The sequence below is a fragment of the Hufsiella arboris genome (genome assembly GCF_009834875.1).
Lineage (GTDB): Bacteria > Bacteroidota > Bacteroidia > Sphingobacteriales > Sphingobacteriaceae > Hufsiella_A > Hufsiella_A arboris.
In genome coordinates, this window is sequence record NZ_WVHT01000001.1 from 271,282 (window position 1) to 291,105 (window position 19,824).

A 19,824-nucleotide genomic window follows, 5' to 3' on the forward strand; every position below is an offset into this window, starting at 1 on the left:
TGTTGGCAGCCTTAAATCAATCCTTGAATTGACTATTGGTCTGATTTGACATTGATAAACTTACCCTGATACGTTACAGTCTGCGCTTTTTGCTGATCTATGTCCAGTGACGACCCCGAAGTTTTACCAATCCACACAATACGGAACTTCCGGCTCTGGAGCATTCCGTCAAAGCTTCCTTTTCGGTCGCCAATTACTAATTGCTTGCTGGCGTCATTATAGCGTAGAGGAATAACTGAATATTTACCTTTTTCGTAGTTGTAGTTAATACCTTCGTCTTCATAAAGGTCAAATGATGCATTTTTACCGGTATACACGTAAATGGTGATTGGATCAGCCGGCTTTTCTCCTGTATATTGTACCGCCGGGCCGAAAGGAATGATGGAACCTTCCTTAACATATACAGGCATACGCTCATATGGTGCATCAGCTGTAATTGTCGTTCCTCCGGCATTTACCTTTCCTGTATACAAGTCGTACCAGTTTGATCCTTTAGGTAAATAAACCTTACGTGATGCTGCATGATAATCAGTAACCGGGTTGATCAGTAATGACGGGCCAAACATATATTGATCTGCAATATTTTTCACGGCAGCATCCTCGCCGAAATCCATTACAAGTCCGCGCATCATCGTATAATCGTCCTGGTAAACTTTGCCGGCAAGCGAATAAATGTATGGCATCAGGCGATAGCGAAGCTTATTATAAAACAACATGCTCTTATACGCTGGATGATTATCAGGCGCTATATTGTAAATTTCACGATACGGGTACTGCCCATGTTGCCTGAACAATGGAACAAATGCGCCGAATTGATACCAGCGTGCATTTAACTCACGCCATTCATCCAAATCTTTTTCCGAGGGCTTTTCATAGCGACGCTCCACGGAAAAGCCACCAATATCCATTGTCCAGTAAGGAATTCCTGACAATGAAAAGTTTATTCCGGCAGGTATTTGCGCTTTAAAATCTTCCCAGCGGGAAGCAATGTCACCGCTCCATGTTGCGGCTGCATAGCGTTGCAAACCGCCGTAAGCGGAACGGGTGAGCGTAAATACCCGGCTGTTTGGATTTGTTTGTCGTTGGCCCTCGTATATTCCGTGCGCATTTTCTAAAGCAAAGGCATTGAAATATTTTGTTGAAGAGCCAAGATACGTCGGAGTAAAAATTGATTTACGTGCTTCAACATCCAGATTTGAATGAATATCAGGCTCGGAGGCATCCATCCACCAGGCGTCAATGCCCTTGCTGTACAAGTTTTTATTCATCAAATCCCACATTGCCTTCCGAGCACCGGGATTATAAGCGTCGTAAAAAGTGTTATGATAGCCCTGCGCAATCCAGTCCCGACGGCCATCAGCAATATTCCGCTTGTATAGCCAGCCATTTTTATTCATGAAATCATAGTTCGGTATGCCTGGATAAAATTTCGGCCAAACTGAAATCATAAAATGCGCATGGTAATCGTCGTGCACACTTTTAATCATTCCAACCGGGTCGGGAAATCGCGATTCATCAAATTCCTGGCTGCCCCACTGATCTTGTTTCCAGTAAGACCAGTCGAGCACAATATTATCTATCGGTATCTGCCGTTTTCGAAATTCGCGAATAGTTGAAATGATTTCGTCCTGCGTTTTATAACGCTCGCGGCTTTGCCAGAAACCAAAAGCCCACCCAGGAAGCATCGTCGCCTTACCCGTTAGCTCCCGGTAGCCATGGATGATTTCATCGGCATTTTTACCAGCCACAAAGTAATAGTCGATCGCGTCGCCAGCTTCGGATGCAAAAGCAAATTCACCCTGCTCCGCGGCTGTTTGCGGCGATAACCAGTTTATCGCTAAATAAGCTTCAGAGCCATCTGGTATCCACTCGATACGGATGGGTTGTCTTTTTCCCTTTTGCAGGTTTACGTCAAAAATCTGTGAACCGGGATTCCAGGCTTGGCGCCATTTATCAACCACTAGTTTTCCGGCTATCCAAACCTTAACATATCCTGAATATTTGATATGAAATTTATGCGTACCATCATAACCTGACTCGATGTCTCCTTCATAGTTAACCCGGCTTTGAGCCAGCTTTACACTATCGGGAAATTTACGCTGATCTTTTAAAAATGAATAATCAATATCGGATTCGGGTCTTTGCGCAAATATTTTAGTTGAATCACTCAAGGATGAGTATGTCGCGGTGAGCCAGCCTTCGTCTCCATTTTTAGATATTAGTTTTAGCGCTGAAATTGGCTGGTAATCTCTTGTATCGCCAACTTTAGTTATGGAATAGTTATCCCATAATATACCGTAATTCTTATTTGATACCAAAAAAGGAACGGCCACATCGGTATTGTACTGGAGCAACGTAACCTGGTAGCCTTTGTAGTTCATCAAGCCATCCTGGTGCTGGCCGAGTCCGTAAAAAGCCTCGTCGGGTGTAGTTGTAAAACTTTGTTTGAGCTTCCACGACACCTCTCCACCATTAGACGTACGTTTAAACTCTTCTGGCGAATTTGCCGCTACCGTATAAGCTTTGCCACTTAAATCGCGGAAAGCAATCTTGCCATCTGTTAATGAAACTACAGCCCACAACTTAGCAGTTTTTAAATTCAGCTCACCTTTTGCCTCCGTCACGGAAAACTGCTTTGGGCCCTTGCTGATAGATACCATTAAACTGGCATTTTGAAATTTACCGTCAGGGCTTTTGATAACGTGAATAATATCATCGTTTACCACTTCTAACCGCAAAGTTATTTTTGCCGACGATAATCTCAATTCTACTCCATTATTAAGCTTCGAATAAGTTTGTTGTGAAAAAGAGTGTTTGGCAAAGCCAAGGGAAGCAAAAAAGAGTATCCCGACAAGTATTTTTTTAGCCATAATATTTATAAATAGAAAGGATCTGCTGAGGTACAGATTTCCAGGAAGTGAAATTAGTTGATTAAATCGAAGCGGAGTAGCATCAATTGTTTACAAATGGAGTAAAAATGTTAACAAGGCCATCAAACTAACCTTTTATCATTAAACACCGAAAACGGCAACTAGCGACAGACTTAAAACCCATAAAAACGAAAACCCGCAAGATGCGGGTTCGACATTAGAATTATAATTGGTTAGAATGGAAGGTCGTCATCCTCGCCTGGAGTTGAACTGATATCAACCGGCGGAGCATATTCAGGCTGACCTGCAGGCTGAGCACCGCTCAATACATTTATGCGCCACACAACAAGTGTATTGAAGTAAGCTGTTTTTCCGTTACGGTCAGTCCATGGACGACCGCGAAGGTTAAAAAACACTTCCACCTGATCGCCAGCTTTAACCGTATCAAACAAGTTTACCTTGTCCTGTAGCGCCTCAAATTTTATATATTCAGGATACTGTGGATTTTCAGCATATTCAACAATAAGTTCACGCTTTTTGAAGGTCTCGGTTACATTTTGTATCGGAGAAACTTCGTGCACTTTTCCTTTAATTTCCATACTATTCAAATCGTTGTTGAAGCAAATCTGACAATTTTAATTGATTAACTTCGCAAAAAATTATGCAAGTTTTCCACAATAGAAGCAAAGTTATCATCACGTGCAACAAGCGCCTGTCACCCTACCTGGAACAGGAGGTAAAAGGCCTTGGCTATGAGATAAAAAGGACGTTCAGCACAGGTGTTGAACTTGAAGCCAGCATCAATGAGTGCATTCCGCTAAATCTGAATCTCCGATGCGCGAGTCAAATATTATATTCAATAAAGAGCTTTACTGCCGATAACCCGGCAAGGCTTTATAAGGAATTATTGGAAATTGCCTGGGAGGAACTGATCGATTTTACCGGCTATTTTTCTGTAACCAGCAATGTGGATAACGAACATATTACCACGCCCCTTTTTGCCAATGTCAAAGTAAAAGACGCCATTGTCGACCGTATAAAGGAGAAGAAAGAACTTCGCCCGAATTCTGGTGCAGAACAAAATAAAAGCGTTATCCATTTATATTGGAAGGATGATTTTGCAGAAATTTTTATAGACACCTCAGGCGAAACGCTGGCGAAACACAGCTACCGCAAAATCCCTGGAAAAGCGCCAATGCTCGAAGCGCTTGCTGCCGGAACGATCATGGCTACGAAATGGGACAGGAAAAGCCCCTTCATTAATCCTATGTGCGGTTCCGGAACCCTGGCTATAGAAGCGGCCTTACTCGCAACCAATAAAAGCCCCGGCTTCTTCAGAATGAACTATGGTTTTATGCATGTTCTCGGATATGAAGAAGAGATATTCTTTACCGAACGAAGAAAACTTAAGGATCAGGCAACAAAAACACTCGATTTTAAAATCGTAGCCTCCGACCTTTCGGCCGACGCGGTTGACGTAGCTCAGCGAAACGCGAAAACTGCCGGTGTTGATCATCTTATAGAGTTCCAGGTATGTGATTTCGCAGAAACACCAGTTCCTGAAGGTGAAAAAGGCGTCGTTTTCTTTAATCCCGAATATGGTGAACGGCTTGGCGTTCACACAAAACTTGAAGCAACTTATAAGCGTATCGGCGACTTTATGAAACAAAGCTGTAAGGGCTACTCCGGCTATATTTTTACCGGCAATCCAGACCTGGCAAAAAAGATTGGCTTAAAAGCTTCGAGAAAAATTGAATTTTATAATGGCAAATTGGATTGCCGTCTTCTCGAATACGAATTATATGAAGGAACCAGACGGACAGATGGATAGCCAGGAAGTCATTTCTAAAACTGTCGGGTTCGTCAAAGAAACACTCAAGCATGCGGAATCGGGCCATGATTGGTGGCATATTCAACGCGTTTGGAATACTTCAAAACATCTGGCAGAACTCGAAAATGCCGATATGCTGATCGTCGAATTGGCCGCCCTTCTGCATGACATTGCCGACAGTAAGTTTAATGGAGGCAATGAAGAAATCGGACCACGGAAAGCCGGTGAGTTTCTAAATGCCATTCATGTTAATGAAGATGTGATTCAGCATGTACAGAAAATAATCCTTAACATGTCTTTCAAAGCAAGTTTGGGAACGGTTGAATTTCATTCGAAAGAATTGGCAGTAGTTCAGGATGCCGACCGCCTGGATGCTATTGGTGCGATTGGTATTGCGAGGGCTTTTACTTACGGCGGCTTTAAAAACCGTGAAATTTATAATCCGGAAATTAAGCCAAACCTGACGATGAGTAAGGAAGAATACAAGAACAGCTCAGCGCCTACTATTAATCACTTTTATGAAAAGCTCCTTCTTTTAAAGGATAAAATGAATACTGAAACTGGTAAAAAACTTGCCAGGGAAAGGCATGCTTTTATGGAGCAATATCTTCAGCAGTTTTATGCGGAGTGGGAAGGTGAATTGTAGTAAAACTCATTTTTTGAAAAGCAAATACAGTGATGCCGTATACTAGTCAGGTTTACGCGAGCAAGTGAGTATATTAGCTACACAAGCTAACAGAGCTATCACTTCAAATGCCACACTACCACGAAATAAACCAAAATCAATAACCCGCTAACAAATGTCATCCGGCTCATATTTATAAAATTTGCTTGTTTTTCATCATTCCAAACCTTATAAAACCAATTTGAAAAAAAAGCAAAAGCCGGAAAAACCAATGTTAGGAATAACCAGAAGTTGAATATCTCGCCGCGATCCTTCCAGTAAATGAACATTATCAGCGAAGCAGCCGAAAATAACATTGCCGAAAACACAAAAGAACCGCGGATACCTAAAACAATACTCAGAGTCCTGTCACCACGTTTCTGATCCTCATCATGCTGATAAACCTGTGTCAACGGATAGGAAGCGCCTATCAAACATGAACAAATTAAACCTGCGAGCATAAAATCATACGACCATAAATACAGAAAATCCGATTCTGATACCGCAGAAAATGTAGTCCAGTAAACAAAAGCGCCCTGGAACAGAAATACGACGAAGAAACTTAAAAAGGGATATTTTTTCAGTCTGACGGACGGATGGCTGTAAGCTTTAGAAAGTAAACCGTATACAAAAACTGCCAGCATAAAATTCCATCCAACAAAACCCGCCAGTATCAATCCAATTATATCAAGGGCAATTGATCCATAATAAAGCTCAGAACTTACTTTTGGCGGATTTTTCAGTAAAGCAATACTACCCTCGTCCTTATCAAAATAACTGTTATAGCCATTGCTGGCTGGATATACAAATAAATGCCAGACTATTAACGCGAGCCACGCTTTGTACGTATTAATATCTGGTGCCTGGCTTATTGAGAATACAAAAACCGGAAGCAGGAACAATGAAAAAGGAAACCGAAAATGCAGCCATGTTGCTTTTGAAAAGATTATCTTCATTCAAACTTCGTATAATTTATTCCGTTGTAAGATAACAACTACATTCATGAGAAGCATTATCTCCGCCATTGGTACAGCCAACCCTCCTAATCGTTTTGCCCAAAGTCAAATACTCGAATTTATGGCGGATGCCCATCAGCTTTCTGCAAACGACAGGTCGCGACTGAAAAAGCTTTATGAATTATCCGGCATTGAATACCGGCATTCGGTAATTGATGACTTCGGTTTACAGAGAGGAAGTTACAAATTTTTCGGAAATGATGTTTTGTTGGAACCTTATCCAACCACACAATGCCGTTCCTCTTTGTTTGAACGTAAAGCAATTGATGTTTGCCTGGCTGCTGTTAAAAACTTGCATGAACAAATTCCAGATTTTTCCATAGATCAAATTACCCACCTGATCACCGTAAGCTGCACCGGACTATACGCTCCCGGCATTGACATTGATTTAATTGAAAAACTTTCAATGAACCCGACTGTCGAGCGTACCTGCATTAATTTTATGGGATGTTACGGAGCATTCAACGCGCTAAAAACGGCAGATTATATTTGTCGCGCGGAATCGCAAGCCAAAGTACTAATTGTCGATATCGAGCTTTGTACCATTCACTTTCAACGTGAAAACACGCTCGAAAACTGGCTGGCCAATTCCCTTTTCGGCGACGGAGCTGCCGCAGTCCTTGTCGAAAATGAAAGTCATCGGTCAACTGCTGTTGGCTTTAACCTTGCATCCTTTTTTAGCGAGTTGCAACTTGAAAGCAAAAATGAGATGGCCTGGCGAATTGGAAATACGGGTTTCGAAATGCGGTTGTCATCACATATCGCAAAACATATCAGTAAAAAAATCAACGGCGTTATCGACAGCCTCCTGGAAAAGTCAAAAGTTGATCCCAGCAAAATATCGTCGGCGGCTATTCACCCCGGCGGCCGGCGCATACTCGAAGTTTGCCAGGAAAAGCTTGACGGTTTCTGTTTAAAACATTCGTTTGACGTGCTTAGAAAATTTGGCAATATGTCTTCCGCGACAATCTTATTTGTCTTGCAGCAATTATTAGCAGAAAGCAAGAAAGGAAGTTATGTCATGGGATTTGCATTTGGCCCTGGCCTCACCATCGAAAGCATGTTACTGCAAACTATTTGACATGCCTGATTTCAGCAAAAGATGTACAGAAGATGAGCTTATGGACGATTTCGCCCTCAGCCGCGAGATTATAGACCCAATTATGGATGAGCTCGAAGTAATAAACCTTCGGCTCGGCGGATATTCGGTATTTTTTAACGCTTTCAAAAAAATCGGCTTGAAAGATCAATATTCAATAAGCGATTGGGGATGCGGTGGCGGCGATTCCTTACGACAAATAGCTATATGGGCAAAAAGAAAATCAATAAACCTGCAGCTTTCCGGACTTGACGCAACTCCTGCTGCAATTGATTATGCACGTAGAAAAGCGGTTGCCCGCCCTGAAATTAGCTTTGAACTCGCAAATGTTTTGACTGATGATATTCAACCGAATCAGTATGATGTTATAATATCAAGTTTGTTCACGCATCACTTCCGCGATGCGGATTGGATAAACCTGATTAAAAAAATGGTTGCTTCTGCAAAAAAAGCCGTAGTTGTAAATGATTTGCATCGCCACTGGTTTGCATACTATTCAATAGGATTTTTAACCGGCCTTTTCTCGAAATCCTATATGGTAAAAAACGATTCGAAAATTTCCGTCCTGCGCAGCTTCAAGAAATCAGAACTTACGAGTTTACTTGCAGAAGCTGGTATAAGCAACTATCAGCTTCGCTGGATGTGGGCCTTTCGGTGGCAGTTAATCATCTACAAATAATGGGAAAAAAAATCGCGGTGGTTGGCGGCGGATTGGCTGGTTTGACAAGCGCAATACTGTTAAGGCGTCAAGGCTTCCAAGTACTCGTGATTGAAAAAAACCAATACCCGTTTCACAGAGTCTGTGGCGAATACATTTCTAATGAAGTGCTTCCGCTTTTAAACGATATAGGTATCGTTTTTAGTGATAATCAGCCAGCTAATATTACAAAACTGGAAGTGAGTTCACCTTCCGGGAAGCTGTTCACTACAAATCTTGACCTTGGTGGTTTTGGCATCAGCCGCTACCAGTTTGATTATTTGTTTTACAAAAAAGCTCTTGCAGAAGGCGTCAAATTTGAACTTGGCAAGCGTGTAGTTGATATAAAGTTCGACCAGGGCAATTTTTCCATTTTACTAGCCAATGATCAGTTGATATCAGCTGACCTGGTTATTGCCAGCTATGGAAAACGCTCAAATCTCGATCAGAAACTTAGGCCAAACGTTTTCTATCAGCGCAGTCCGTATGTGGGAATTAAATATCATATCCGAACTGATCATCCTGATAACGTTATACAGTTAAGCAACTTTGAAGGAGGCTATTGTGGGCTTTCGAAAATCGAAGGCGACAAGTATTGCCTTTGCTATCTTTCAGAAAATCGACTGTTAAAAAAGCATGGATCTATTGATGCGCTTGAACACGAGGTTCTTCAGCAAAACCCAATTTTAAAACATCATTTTCTAAATTCCGACTTTCTGTTTGAGAAGCCTGAAGTGATCAATGAAATTTCCTTTGACAAAAAGCCGGCTGTTCAGGATCATCTTCTGTTTTGCGGCGATTCCGCGGGCATGATTACTCCTTTATGCGGAAATGGGATGGCCATAGCGCTGCGTTCCGCAATACTCCTCACCAAAATTATTTCTGGCTGCCCTGATTTCGAAAAGCCAAATCAAAGGCGAAACCTTGAAAATGCCTGGACTCAGGCGTGGCGAAATAACTTCAGTGCAAGACTGGCTACCGGTCGCTTTTTACAAAAACTATTTGGCAGCAGATCAATAAGTAATGGCGTTATATCGTTTGTTAACGGCGTTCCTTCCGTAGGCCGTTTACTGGTTAAAAAAACACATGGCAAACCATTTAATTTGTAACTTGGCAACTACAAACCACATTTACGATGAAACTTTCAGTTGTCGTTTTTATAAACGCCTTAGCTGTTGCTCTGTCACTTGCTATCGTCAATTTCTATTTTCAACATAGCTGGTATTACCTGCTGATCACTTTTTCAATTTCACTAATTACCAGCTTCATCGTATTTTATTATTTGCTCGAAAAATACATTTACAGTAAAATCAAGCTCATTTACAAGTTAATACACAACCTTAAGCTGGGCAAGGATCTGAAAGATGCAATCGGCGAATATGTATCAACAGATCCGATCAATGACGTGGAATTTGAAGTAAAAGAATGGGCGCGGGACAAAAAAAGCGAGATTGAGACACTCAGAAAACAGGAACAATTCAGGCGAGAGTTTCTGTCGAACATTTCCCATGAGTTCAAAACACCCCTTTTTGCAATACAGGGCTACATAGAGGCCGTGCAGGAAGATAATTTTGAAGACCAGGAAATGGCTCAGCAGTTTTTAAGGAAAGCACAGAGAAATCTTGACAGGCTAAATTATCTGATTGTTGACCTCGACGCTATTTCAAAACTTGAAAGTGGCGAGGTTCCGGTTAATTATCAAAAATTCAACTTAGGTGGCTTGGTAAAAGAAGTCATCGAATCGCTTGAAAAAAAGGCTACTGAACACAAAATAACCCTTTGGTTTAAGGAAAAGTACGATCATTCAACAACGGTGCACGCCGATAGGGAAAAAATTCGGCAGGTATTGGTAAATCTTATTGATAATTCAATAAAATATGGCAAAGAGCATGGCAATACCTATATTAAAACATTCGAACTCCACGACCAGATACTGGTTGAAGTGACAGATGACGGCTCAGGAATTGAAGAGAAGTATCTTCCTCGGTTGTTTGAACGGTTTTTCAGAACCGATAAAAGCCGGTCGCGTCAAATCGGGGGCTCCGGACTTGGTCTGGCTATTGTAAAACATATCGTCGAGGCGCACCAGCAAACTATTACCGTTCGCAGCACAGAAGGAATTGGCTCAACATTTGGCTTCACTCTCGAAAAAGTGAAACAGCCTTTCCCGTTAACTGACACATAAGTTAACATTAACTTAACATTGTGTTAGTACCTTTGCCCAACATTAATGAAAGCGCAATGTCGTTAAATAATATATTTCAATACTTTGTTCCAAAAGACCGCGTATTTTTCCCTCTATTTGAACAGGCAAGTGGTAATCTGATAAAACTCGGAGAAGCTTTACAGGAAGCTGTCAATACCAAAGATGATAGTCGCCGCACTGATTTAATCAAGGTTATCGATGATTTGGAGCATAAGGGAGATGATATCACTCACCAGATCTACCTCGAACTTGGAAAAAACTTTATTACACCTTTCGACCGTGAAGATATCCACTCACTTGCCTCGGCAATAGATGATATCGCGGATTATATCCATGGATCAGCTAACCGGATGGCCCTTTACAATGTCACAACAATGACTGAGCCTATCATGAAGATCACCGATTTGATTTTACAGGGCTGTATAGATGTTGACAAGGCTGTGCGGGAGTTGAAGAATCTGAAAAACATTCGCACAATCACCGATTCATGCGTTCGTATTAACAGCATGGAAAATCAGGCCGATTATATTTTCGATAAAGCTGTAGCACAATTGTTCGAATATGAAGCTGATGCCAAAGAAATTATCAAATACAAGGAAATATTGTCGGCACTGGAAACGGCTACGGATAAATGTGAGGATGTAGCCAACGTGCTTGAGTCAATACTTGTCAAAAACGCTTAAACCTTAATAAACAAGGAATGGTTACTTCCCTCCTGGTCATTGTTGTCATTCTCGCCATCGGGTTTGACTATATCAACGGATTTCACGATGCAGCGAACTCTATCGCTACGATTGTATCCACAAAGGTCTTAAGCCCTTTTCAGGCGGTTTTATGGGCAGCCATATTTAATTTCGCCGCGTACTTTTACTTCACCGACCATAAGGTGGCCAACACCGTTGCTAAAACTGTAGTAGAGCAATACATTACACTTCACGTGATACTTGCAGGCTTAGTTGCGGCAATAACGTGGAACTTATTCACCTGGTACTATGGAATTCCATCAAGTTCATCGCATACACTGATAGGCGGTTTCGGTGGTGCCGGAATGGCTAACGCGATGCTTTCAGGAGCGACGGCCTTAAGTGCTATTAACGCTAAATATGTCATAACCATTATTTCATTCATCGTGCTTGCACCGGTTATTGGTATGATCATCTCGGTAATTATTACACTGATCATTATCAATATTTGCAGGAAAGCCCGGCCGGCTACCGCCGAAAAATGGTTTAAAAGATTACAGTTGGTTTCTTCCGCAGCTTTGAGCTTTGCTCACGGCGGTAACGACGCTCAGAAAGTAATGGGCATTATTTACGTTGCGATTGTTGCTTCAAAAGTGATTGCTCCGGGAGCCCCGATGCCCGAATGGATACCGCTTGTTTGTTATTCGGCAATTTCGATTGGAACCATGACAGGAGGCTGGAGGATTGTTAAAACTATGGGCTCTCGTATTACTAAGGTTACCCCGCTTGAAGGAGTAGCGGCAGAAACTGCCGGTGCTTTTACCCTGGGTTTGACAGAGCATTTTGCAATACCGGTTTCAACAACACATACAATTACCGGATCGATTATCGGAGTTGGTTTGACAAAACGGGTTTCAGCGGTTCGCTGGGGGGTAACAATAAATCTGATCTGGGCATGGATACTAACGATCCCCGTTTCAGCAGTTCTAGCGGCGCTGGTTTACCTGGTTATTCACCTGTTCAACAAATAAGATTAAAAGGTTACTGTAACCATCACTTTTGAATCCTTTGCGTTTGCCGAAGATGGTTTCCATGCCGGTCCTTCTTTTATCAAACGCAAAGCTTCATTATTCAGCACATCATTAACTCCCTGGATGATGGTAAAATCGTCGAGCAATCCGCTCGAGTTAACGGTAAAACCAATTGTTACTTTTCCCTTCGCTGTTTCAGCAGCCGGAAGTTTTTTACTTTCCGCGAGGTAGTCAGAATACTTATCCCACCCTATCACAGGAACCGGCTTACTAATAACAGAATCGCTTACAACCGCAGCTTTTGAAAACGCTCTAAGTGTCGTTTCTGGCTTTTTTTCAGCCACTGCAACCTGCGGTGAATTGTTTATCACAGAGTCGGTCGACGTAATCGTGGCAACAGGCTTCGTTATATCATCATTCTTAATTTTCGGCAGCCTGTTTTTCTCTGTAACCGCGATACGGACGTCAGTTTGCGGGGCAGTATTAATTTTCTCTTCTGGTTCTATCGCCGCAACAGATTCATCTAAGCTATCCGGATGAGTAAGAGTTACATCGACTTGCTTTTGAGTAGCAGCAAGCTGCCTGTCGCGGTTTTTTTGCGAGTTCATCAAATACAAAACACTTGCAACCAAAAAAAGTAAACCTGCAGTAGCGGCGATACTTATACGCTGCCAGGTAAATCCCTGTACATTCCTGATATGATGGTTTTGTGCAATCCGGTTTTCAAGCCTTTTTTGAAGCAGACTTAGATCACTATGATCGGCAAACTGGCCGTTTTCACTGAAACCCTCAATTGCGTCGGCAAGAAAGGGGTCATCTAATGCAGCTTTTTCTACCGCATGTGCCGTTTCCGGATCAAGCTTGCCTTGCAAGTATAAATTTATAGTATGTTGATTTATTGAATTAGCTTCCACTTCTCTTTTCTATACAAATCTTTAAATTCCTCTTCCCGTTCTGAATATAGCTTTTAACCTTATTAATATCAAAGCCAGTTATTTCAGAAATATCTTTATAGCATTTTTGCTGCAAATAGAATAGTTCAACGCTCTTTTTTTGCTCCTCAGGAAGCAACTCCATACACTTTTCCATTGCGGAAAGCTGCTGTTCGCGTAACTCACCCAAATCAAGATGCTCAGAATCGCCTGATTCCATAACGCCTGCGTCAAGAGTTACAAATTCATGCCTTCCTGAACTGCGAAGCGACATTAAACAGTAGTTTCGGGCCAGTGTATACAACCAGCCTTTGAAATTACTAACCTGATGCGCCCGTAGCTTTTTAATCAGTTCTTCGAAAATCTGCATCACCGCATCCTTGCTTTGATCTTCATCCCGAAGGTATTTAAGGCACACACCATAGATCAAGTGCATATATGGAGAATACAGCTGGCCAAGCACATCCAGGTCGCCCGTTTGCCGGTAACGGTCAATTAATAACTGCTCTTCCTGCGATCCTGCCTGATTATTTTTTATAAATTTCAAAGTCCCGGTTTGAGATTGTATCTTAATCGTTATAAAGAAGAATAAGGGCTAACATACGAATACCACGGCATTTGTGGCAAAATTTTTGCAAATGATGATGAAAACTTGGATGAAACGATCAATAACCTTAGCTACCTTAACGGGAGCTTTCTTAATTTTTAGCAGCTGCGATACTTTAAATCAAGCCTCTCAGGTTTTAGCACAAACTACCGCGAACCCAACTACAGCCGAGATAGCATCCGGCTTAAAACAGGCACTGGAAGTTGGTACAACTGAGAGTTCTGAAAAACTTTCCGCTACCGACGGATTTTTTGGAAACATGGCTATAAAGATCCTTTTCCCACCCGAAGCACAGAAAATTGAAAAAACCTTACGTTCCGTAGGACTGAACCAACTTTGCGATAATGTTATTTTGAGTGTTAACCGTGCAGCAGAGGATGCAGCAAAGGAAGCCAAACCGATTTTTATCGATGCAATAAAACAAATGACAATTACTGACGCGTCAAATATTTTATTAAGCGGCCAACAGGATGCTGCAACTCAATATTTTAAACGTGTTACCAGCTCGCAATTACAGGCGAAGTTCAATCCGATAATTGAAGCGAGTTTAAGCAAAACTGGTGCAACTAAATACTGGTCGACTGCGGTAACAAGCTACAACAAGATCCCACTAACGTCAAAAATAAATCCAGATCTGGATGCGTATGTTACCCAGAAAGCAATCGATGGATTATTTCATGAGATTGCCGGTGAAGAACTAAAAATAAGAACTAACTTTTCTGCAAGAAGCACCGGTCTTCTACAAAAAGTGTTTGGTTTTGCCGACAAAAACAAAGGGAAGATTTAGTCTTCCCTTTATCCAATACTTTTATTTTTCGCTTCGTGCCCAATCGTCCATTTTCTTCTCGAGGATTGAAAGCGGCATACAACCATCCTTTAGGAACTCGTCATGGAAAGACGAAATCTTAAATTTGTTTCCCAGCTCTTTTTCGTACTTATGTCTTAACTCGCGAATCTTTAAGGCGCCGATCTTGTATGACAAAGCCTGGGCAGGCACAGCCATATAACGCTCAATCTCAGCGGTCGTACCCGCTTCGTCTAACGCTTCATTGTCCATCATGTATTTAATCGCCTGTTCACGTGTCATGTTTTTCGTATGCATACCTACGTCAACAACGAGCCTGATAGCACGGTGTATTTCGTCACCGAGAGCGCCCATGTACTGGTAAGGATCAGTATACAAACCCAGCTCTTTTCCAAGTGACTCGGAATACAATGCGTAACCTTCTCCATACGCTCCGTACCAGGCGAATCTTCTGAATTGTGGAAGAGAAGTATTCTCCTGCTGAAGGGAGATCTGATAATGATGCCCAGGAATGGCTTCATGCAAAAACAGCGATTCCATTCCGGATGTAGTATTGAATTTTTTTGCGTCTACAATTGGGATATAAAATATACCAGGCCGTGTTCCGTCTGGCGATCCCTGGTTGTACTCAGCGCTCGCACTGGCCGCTCGGAAAGCTTCTGTCTGGCGTATTTCAAAAGGAGTTTTAGGAACCCGGCCATACATCTTTTCCAGGTTTGGCTTCATTTTCTGATGAATTGCTTCAAAGGCAGCCAATACTTCTTCCGGGGTCTTATAAGGATAAAAACGTTTGTCACTTCGCATGTAATTGAAAAACGCTTTTAGATCGCCTTTAAATGCTACGGAGTTTTTCACACTGTCCATTATGTTGTGGATCCGTTTTACCTCATTTAATCCTGTCTGATATATTTCGTCAGGTGTTTTATCGGTAGTTGTCCAGTATTTGACCAGGTATGTATAAAGCACCCCTCCATTCGGAACAGCCGAAATGCCAGTTGAATTTCGCGCCGCCGGCAAATACTCTGTTTTCAAAAAGTCGCCGAGATTTTTATATGCCGGCACAACTTGCGTCATAATGGCGTCTTTGTATAAAGCTGTTAATCTTGCTTTCTCTTCGGCGGTAAATTCTTTTGGAAATCTATTGACCGGTCCATAGAACAAACTTTTTTCGGGAGCCGTTACTACCATCGCGTCCATTTGCGGAATCATTTTTACAACCAGGGCTTTCGGAAGCACGATTCCTTGCTTCATTCCTTTACTGAAATTTACGACTGCCGAATCACTCCATGATTTAAACCCACGCATTCGCCCAATCCAATTTTCATAGTCCTTAACCGTTTTAAATGGCTGAAACGCTTCTCCAGATCCAAGTTGACCCATCGTAAGAGGTAAACCCCAGAATTGCTGAAAGGGAATCATATATGATGTTTGAATCCCGCCGTTACTATCTACCAGTCCAAGTTTTGCAGCTTTGATCTTCATATCTAGCTCGTAATTTAAAATATCGTAACTCAGCTGATCGTTTGAATTAAGCTCTGCACGACGGAACGTTTTTAACCTGTCGGCATATTCCTGGTAGAAAGCAGCCACCGAATCACGAAATGACTGAGTCTGATCATTGGGTAAAATATTATTATAGCGGTTATCACCTTGCTGCGTCGCATCCAACGGAAAAAGTCGGGATCGCGTCTCCCAGTAATTGCTTAAAAGCGAGTTAAACTTAGCGTCAGATTCTGCATCATTTGCTGTTCCGGTCGACTTATTCTGAACATTATTGCAGCAGGTTACCATCGCTGCGAGAGAAAATAAAAACAGAATTTTTTTCATCTATCTAATTATTGGTAGCTAATTTACGCAGAGGAGTTTTATTTTTATAGGAAACTTCCTAACGATGGAAAGCACCAATCAAAAGCTGATCGATCATTTAAATCACCTGGTATCTATCTGTCTTGACGGGCAGTCGGGATATGACGTTTCGGCGAAAAATGCAAAAGCAGAGGATCTGAAAACCATTTTTTTCAGTTTAAGCCATGACAAACATCAATTTGCTGAAGCCTTAAAACACGAGGTAAGGAAAGCAGGCGGTAGTCCGGACAAAAGCGGGGGCACGCTCGGTTTGATTCACCGGACATGGATTGGAATTAAAACTACGCTGGCTCCAGGCGAAAAAGACGATAAAGTAATATTAGAAGCTTGTATTACTGGTGAAAAAGCGGCTTTATCCGCATTTGACGATGTTTTGCAAAAAGCGCTTCTTCCAGCTGACACCCGAAATCTGGTTTCAGTGCAAAAAATTCGCATTAAAGAGGACTTGGAAAAAATCGAAGAACTCTTTAAGAAGTATTAAACTATTTTACCAGAATCGGATCCAGTACTGTTTCGTTGCCGTCAATACGTTCCGTAATTTTCAATCCGAGAATTTTTGCTATCATCGGATAGACGTTTACGTTCTCAAACGTTGGGATAGTTATATTACTTTTAAATGCCGGCCCCCAGGCACTGAAATAAGCATGCATCTCCTTAACCTTTAGCGGATCAAATCCATGATATCCCCGTGGCTTAAAATTGCGGCTCCCGAAAACGTATGAAGAATCCGGTATCAGTAATATATCTGCAATGCGGCCGTACCAGTCTTCGGATTTAGAATAATGCCAATAAGATAGGGTTTCTGTACTTTTAATCACCTTGTATCCCTTACTATTTCCCGACAAAGTTTGATAGGTACTTTCCAAAAGTGAGGAATCGCTTAGTCTTACCTCTGCCATTGAACCGCTACCACTTACGCGATATTTTGTCGAATCTGATGGCGGCGTCTGCACCGCCGAGTCAATTTTAATCATTCCATGATCAGCCAGAAAAACAAAACTTACAGGCAAGCCTAAAGCCTTCACATCTTTAGAAAGCTTTGCTAAAGCGGAGTCAACAAACAATACAGCTCGCTTTGTTTGATCCGCATCGGGCCCGAAATCGTGTCCAGCATGATCTACTTCCGGCAGGTAAAAAGTTATAATGTGCGGGCGCTTTTCTTCAGGAAGCTTAAGCCAGTTAACAACAGCCGCGATCCGCTGATCAATGCCCATATTTTCATTAAAGCTATAGTAGTAAGTAGGCAAGATACCTTTAATAGCCGCCTCCGATCCTACCCAGAAAAGACTCGCACTTAACATTTTTTGCTCTTCAGCCAGCACCCATAGCGGCGTACCCTTATACCATGAACCATCTTTGACGACGTCTTTATCACCCATGTTATACACTTCCTTGCGCTTCTTATCGAAGAACACGTTTCCCGGAATGCCGCTATGTGCGGGATAAAGCCCCGTTACCAGCGTGTAGTGATTTGGAAAAGTTAAAGATGGAAAACTAGGTTGCATCGACTTTGCATGCACGCCCTGTTTTTTAATATTAAGTAAGAAATCCGCGTTGAACTTCTCGTCATAATCATATCGAAATCCATCCGCTGAAATCAGTACCAGGTATGGTTTCTTTTGCTGTTCCTTGCTGTTTACCCGGCCCGCAACAATATGCTGGCTGGTATCAACTTGCGAATAACTTTTAAAAAAGGCAAAAAGAAATACAGTGACCAACAACTTCCTCGATATCATAGCAAAGGCTTTCCCGCAAAGTAAACCATAAAAAACAAAAAAGGGATTCGTTGCCAAATCCCTTTTTTGTAATATTTCTATTAATTTTTAAACCAGTAACCGAACAGGCTCTTCCAACAACGCTTTAAGTGTTTGCAAAAATGCAGCGCCGGTAGCGCCGTCGACTGTGCGATGGTCGCAGCTTAACGTTACTTTCATGATATTACCAGGAACAACAGCACCATTTTTCACAACCGGAACCTGTTGTATTCCGCCAACGGCTAGTATACATGAGTCTGGCGGGTTAATGATTGCTGTAAACTCGTCAACACCAAACATTCCAAGGTTTGAAATGGTAAAAGTTGATCCTTCCCAGTCAGACGGCTGAAGTTTTTTTGTCTTTGCACGTTGTGCAAAATCTTTTACTTCCGCAGAGATATGAGATAGGGATTTACCATCAGCAAATCTTACTACGGGAACCAGTAATCCTTCGTCAACAGCTACCGCAACACCAATGTTTACATGCTCATTATAGCGAATTTTATCATTAAGCCATGATGAGTTCACATTAGGATGTTGTTTTAAAGCAACGGCAACAGCTTTAAGAACCATGTCGTTAAATGAAATCTTTACCGGAGCAAATTCATTCATTTTTGACCGCGCTGTTATTGCGTTATCCATGTCGATAGACATAGTAACATAAAAATGCGGCGCAGTGAACAAGCTGTCAGACAAACGTTTCGCAATAGTTTTGCGCATTTGAGTAACCGGCTTTTCCGTATATTTTTCTTCTCCGATATATTGCGGAATTGTTACGCTTTGGCTTGCCGCGGATGGCTGTGCAGCTTTCGGCGCAGCTTCTGCAACTTGCTTTGTTGACGGAGTAAATCCTTCAACATCTTTCTTAACTATTCTTCCGCCTTCTGCAGAACCCTGAACATCAGATAAATTAATACCCTTATCTTTGGCAATTTTTTTTGCTAACGGCGAAGCTTTAACACGTGAATCACTGTCTGACTGAGCTTTCTCTTTCTGCTCGTCCCCCGGAGTAGCATCCGTTTTTTGAGCAGTCTGCGGAGCCGCGCTTGTTTCATCGCTTGCTTTCCCTTCCGTCTTATTCGAATCAGCAGACGGAGCATTTAACAAAGCAGAAACATCGGTTCCTTCCTTACCAACAATTGCAATGATATCATTAACCTTTGCAGCCTGACCTTTTTCAACGCCTATGTAAAGTAAAGTTCCTTCAGCATAAGCTGTAACCTCCATCGTAGCCTTATCGGTTTCAACATCCGCCAGTGTATCATCACTTTTAACTTTGTCGCCAACTTTTTTATGCCATTCAGCGATAACGCCTTCAGTCATAGTATCACTCAACAAAGGCATTCTGATTACGGTAGCACCCAACGACTCAGGAGTTACACTACTAGCCGCAGGTTTGTCTTCAGCGGCCGCTTGCGGCTTCTCACTTTTAGCTTCGTTTCCAGATGTATCTTCCTTTTTTTCAGCAGACGGGGTTTCCGCGCCATTCAAAACGGATTTATAGTCCTCGCCTTCCTCGCCTAAAACTGCAATTACAGAATCTACGGGCACGGCCTGTCCTTCCTCGGCTCCAATGTATAAAATGGTTCCTTCTTGGAAAGATTCAAAATCCATTGTCGCTTTATCGGTTTCAACTTCGGCAACCAAATCACCGGAATTTACTTTATCACCTACTTTTTTATGCCATTTCGCAATAACACCTTCAGTCATGGTGTCGCTCATTTTTGGCATACGTACTACTTCAGCCATCTTTTTTATTCAGA

Annotated in this window: 18 protein-coding genes; 10 read left to right on the forward strand and 8 right to left on the reverse strand. The window is 42.1% G+C overall.

Annotated features, from left to right (window positions below; genetic code table 11):
* Window positions 1-32: 32 nt before the first annotated feature.
* Window positions 33-2,870 carry a TIM-barrel domain-containing protein gene (locus GS399_RS01145; protein ID WP_160842687.1) on the reverse strand — a complete coding sequence of 946 codons (2,838 nt, stop codon included), beginning with the start codon at window positions 2,868-2,870 and terminating at the stop codon, window positions 33-35.
* Window positions 2,871-3,103: 233 nt separating this feature from the next.
* Window positions 3,104-3,469: a DUF3127 domain-containing protein gene (locus GS399_RS01150; RefSeq protein ID WP_160842689.1), complete on the reverse strand. Its 366-nt coding sequence runs from the start codon at window positions 3,467-3,469 to the stop codon at window positions 3,104-3,106.
* A 62-nt stretch (window positions 3,470-3,531) separates the two neighbouring features.
* Between GS399_RS01150 and GS399_RS01155 the strand changes: the two genes are divergently transcribed.
* Both GS399_RS01155 and GS399_RS01160 read left to right on the forward strand, forming a co-directional pair.
* A complete protein-coding gene (locus GS399_RS01155; RefSeq protein WP_160842690.1) occupies window positions 3,532-4,701 on the forward strand; it encodes a THUMP domain-containing class I SAM-dependent RNA methyltransferase in 1,170 nt (389 codons plus the stop codon).
* The gene (locus tag GS399_RS01160; RefSeq protein WP_237487834.1) at window positions 4,673-5,347 is read left to right on the forward strand and encodes an HD domain-containing protein; all 675 of its coding nucleotides are present in this window, start codon (window positions 4,673-4,675) and stop codon (window positions 5,345-5,347) included. Before GS399_RS01155 ends, GS399_RS01160 begins: the two co-directional genes overlap by 29 nt.
* Before the next feature lie 98 nt (window positions 5,348-5,445).
* Here GS399_RS01160 and GS399_RS01165 read toward each other — a convergent pair whose 3' ends face one another.
* On the reverse strand, window positions 5,446-6,321 hold the full coding sequence (locus GS399_RS01165; protein WP_160842692.1) for a UbiA family prenyltransferase: 876 nt from the start codon (window positions 6,319-6,321) through the stop codon (window positions 5,446-5,448).
* 46 nt (window positions 6,322-6,367) lie between these two features.
* Here GS399_RS01165 and GS399_RS01170 point away from each other — a divergent pair, with 46 nt between their 5' ends.
* From GS399_RS01170 to GS399_RS01195, 6 genes are read left to right on the forward strand one after another with little or no spacing between them, the layout of a single operon-like run.
* A complete protein-coding gene (locus GS399_RS01170; RefSeq protein WP_160842694.1) occupies window positions 6,368-7,462 on the forward strand; it encodes a type III polyketide synthase in 1,095 nt (364 codons plus the stop codon).
* A gap of 1 nt (window position 7,463) precedes the next feature.
* Window positions 7,464-8,159 (forward strand): methyltransferase domain-containing protein, encoded by a 696-nt coding sequence (locus GS399_RS01175; protein WP_160842696.1) that lies wholly within the window; start codon window positions 7,464-7,466, stop codon window positions 8,157-8,159.
* The gene (locus tag GS399_RS01180; RefSeq protein WP_160842698.1) at window positions 8,159-9,286 is read left to right on the forward strand and encodes an NAD(P)/FAD-dependent oxidoreductase; all 1,128 of its coding nucleotides are present in this window, start codon (window positions 8,159-8,161) and stop codon (window positions 9,284-9,286) included. Before GS399_RS01175 ends, GS399_RS01180 begins: the two co-directional genes overlap by 1 nt.
* 26 nt (window positions 9,287-9,312) lie before the next feature.
* A complete protein-coding gene (locus tag GS399_RS01185) occupies window positions 9,313-10,362 on the forward strand; it encodes a sensor histidine kinase (protein WP_160842700.1) in 1,050 nt (349 codons plus the stop codon).
* Between the two features lie 56 nt (window positions 10,363-10,418).
* Window positions 10,419-11,066, forward strand: a complete 648-nt coding sequence (locus GS399_RS01190) for a DUF47 domain-containing protein (protein ID WP_160842702.1) — start codon at window positions 10,419-10,421, stop codon at window positions 11,064-11,066.
* A 17-nt stretch (window positions 11,067-11,083) separates the two neighbouring features.
* On the forward strand, window positions 11,084-12,097 hold the full coding sequence (locus GS399_RS01195) for an inorganic phosphate transporter (protein WP_160842704.1): 1,014 nt from the start codon (window positions 11,084-11,086) through the stop codon (window positions 12,095-12,097).
* A gap of 2 nt (window positions 12,098-12,099) precedes the next feature.
* On the opposite strand, the gene GS399_RS01200 is transcribed toward GS399_RS01195, so the two are convergent.
* Together GS399_RS01200 and GS399_RS01205 are read right to left on the reverse strand one after the other, a co-directional pair.
* Entirely contained in the window at window positions 12,100-12,969 is an 870-nt protein-coding gene (locus GS399_RS01200) for an energy transducer TonB (protein WP_160842706.1), read from the reverse strand.
* A 31-nt stretch (window positions 12,970-13,000) separates the two neighbouring features.
* Window positions 13,001-13,576, reverse strand: a complete 576-nt coding sequence (locus GS399_RS01205) for an RNA polymerase sigma factor (protein ID WP_160842708.1) — start codon at window positions 13,574-13,576, stop codon at window positions 13,001-13,003.
* Window positions 13,577-13,685: 109 nt separating this feature from the next.
* On the opposite strand from GS399_RS01205, the gene GS399_RS01210 reads away from it, so the two are divergent.
* A complete protein-coding gene (locus GS399_RS01210) occupies window positions 13,686-14,423 on the forward strand; it encodes a DUF4197 domain-containing protein (RefSeq protein ID WP_160842710.1) in 738 nt (245 codons plus the stop codon).
* Between the two features lie 21 nt (window positions 14,424-14,444).
* Here GS399_RS01210 and GS399_RS01215 read toward each other — a convergent pair whose 3' ends face one another.
* On the reverse strand, window positions 14,445-16,268 hold the full coding sequence (locus tag GS399_RS01215) for a DUF885 domain-containing protein (protein ID WP_160842712.1): 1,824 nt from the start codon (window positions 16,266-16,268) through the stop codon (window positions 14,445-14,447).
* Window positions 16,269-16,332: 64 nt separating this feature from the next.
* On the opposite strand from GS399_RS01215, the gene GS399_RS01220 reads away from it, so the two are divergent.
* Window positions 16,333-16,788, forward strand: coding sequence for a ferritin-like domain-containing protein (locus GS399_RS01220; RefSeq protein ID WP_160842714.1), 456 nt, complete (start codon window positions 16,333-16,335; stop codon window positions 16,786-16,788).
* Between the two features lies 1 nt (window position 16,789).
* Here GS399_RS01220 and GS399_RS01225 read toward each other — a convergent pair whose 3' ends face one another.
* Window positions 16,790-18,043: an alkaline phosphatase family protein gene (locus GS399_RS01225; RefSeq protein ID WP_160842716.1), complete on the reverse strand. Its 1,254-nt coding sequence runs from the start codon at window positions 18,041-18,043 to the stop codon at window positions 16,790-16,792.
* 87 nt (window positions 18,044-18,130) lie between these two features.
* A complete protein-coding gene (locus tag GS399_RS01230) occupies window positions 18,131-19,810 on the reverse strand; it encodes a pyruvate dehydrogenase complex dihydrolipoamide acetyltransferase (RefSeq protein WP_160842718.1) in 1,680 nt (559 codons plus the stop codon).
* Window positions 19,811-19,824 lie beyond the last annotated feature (14 nt).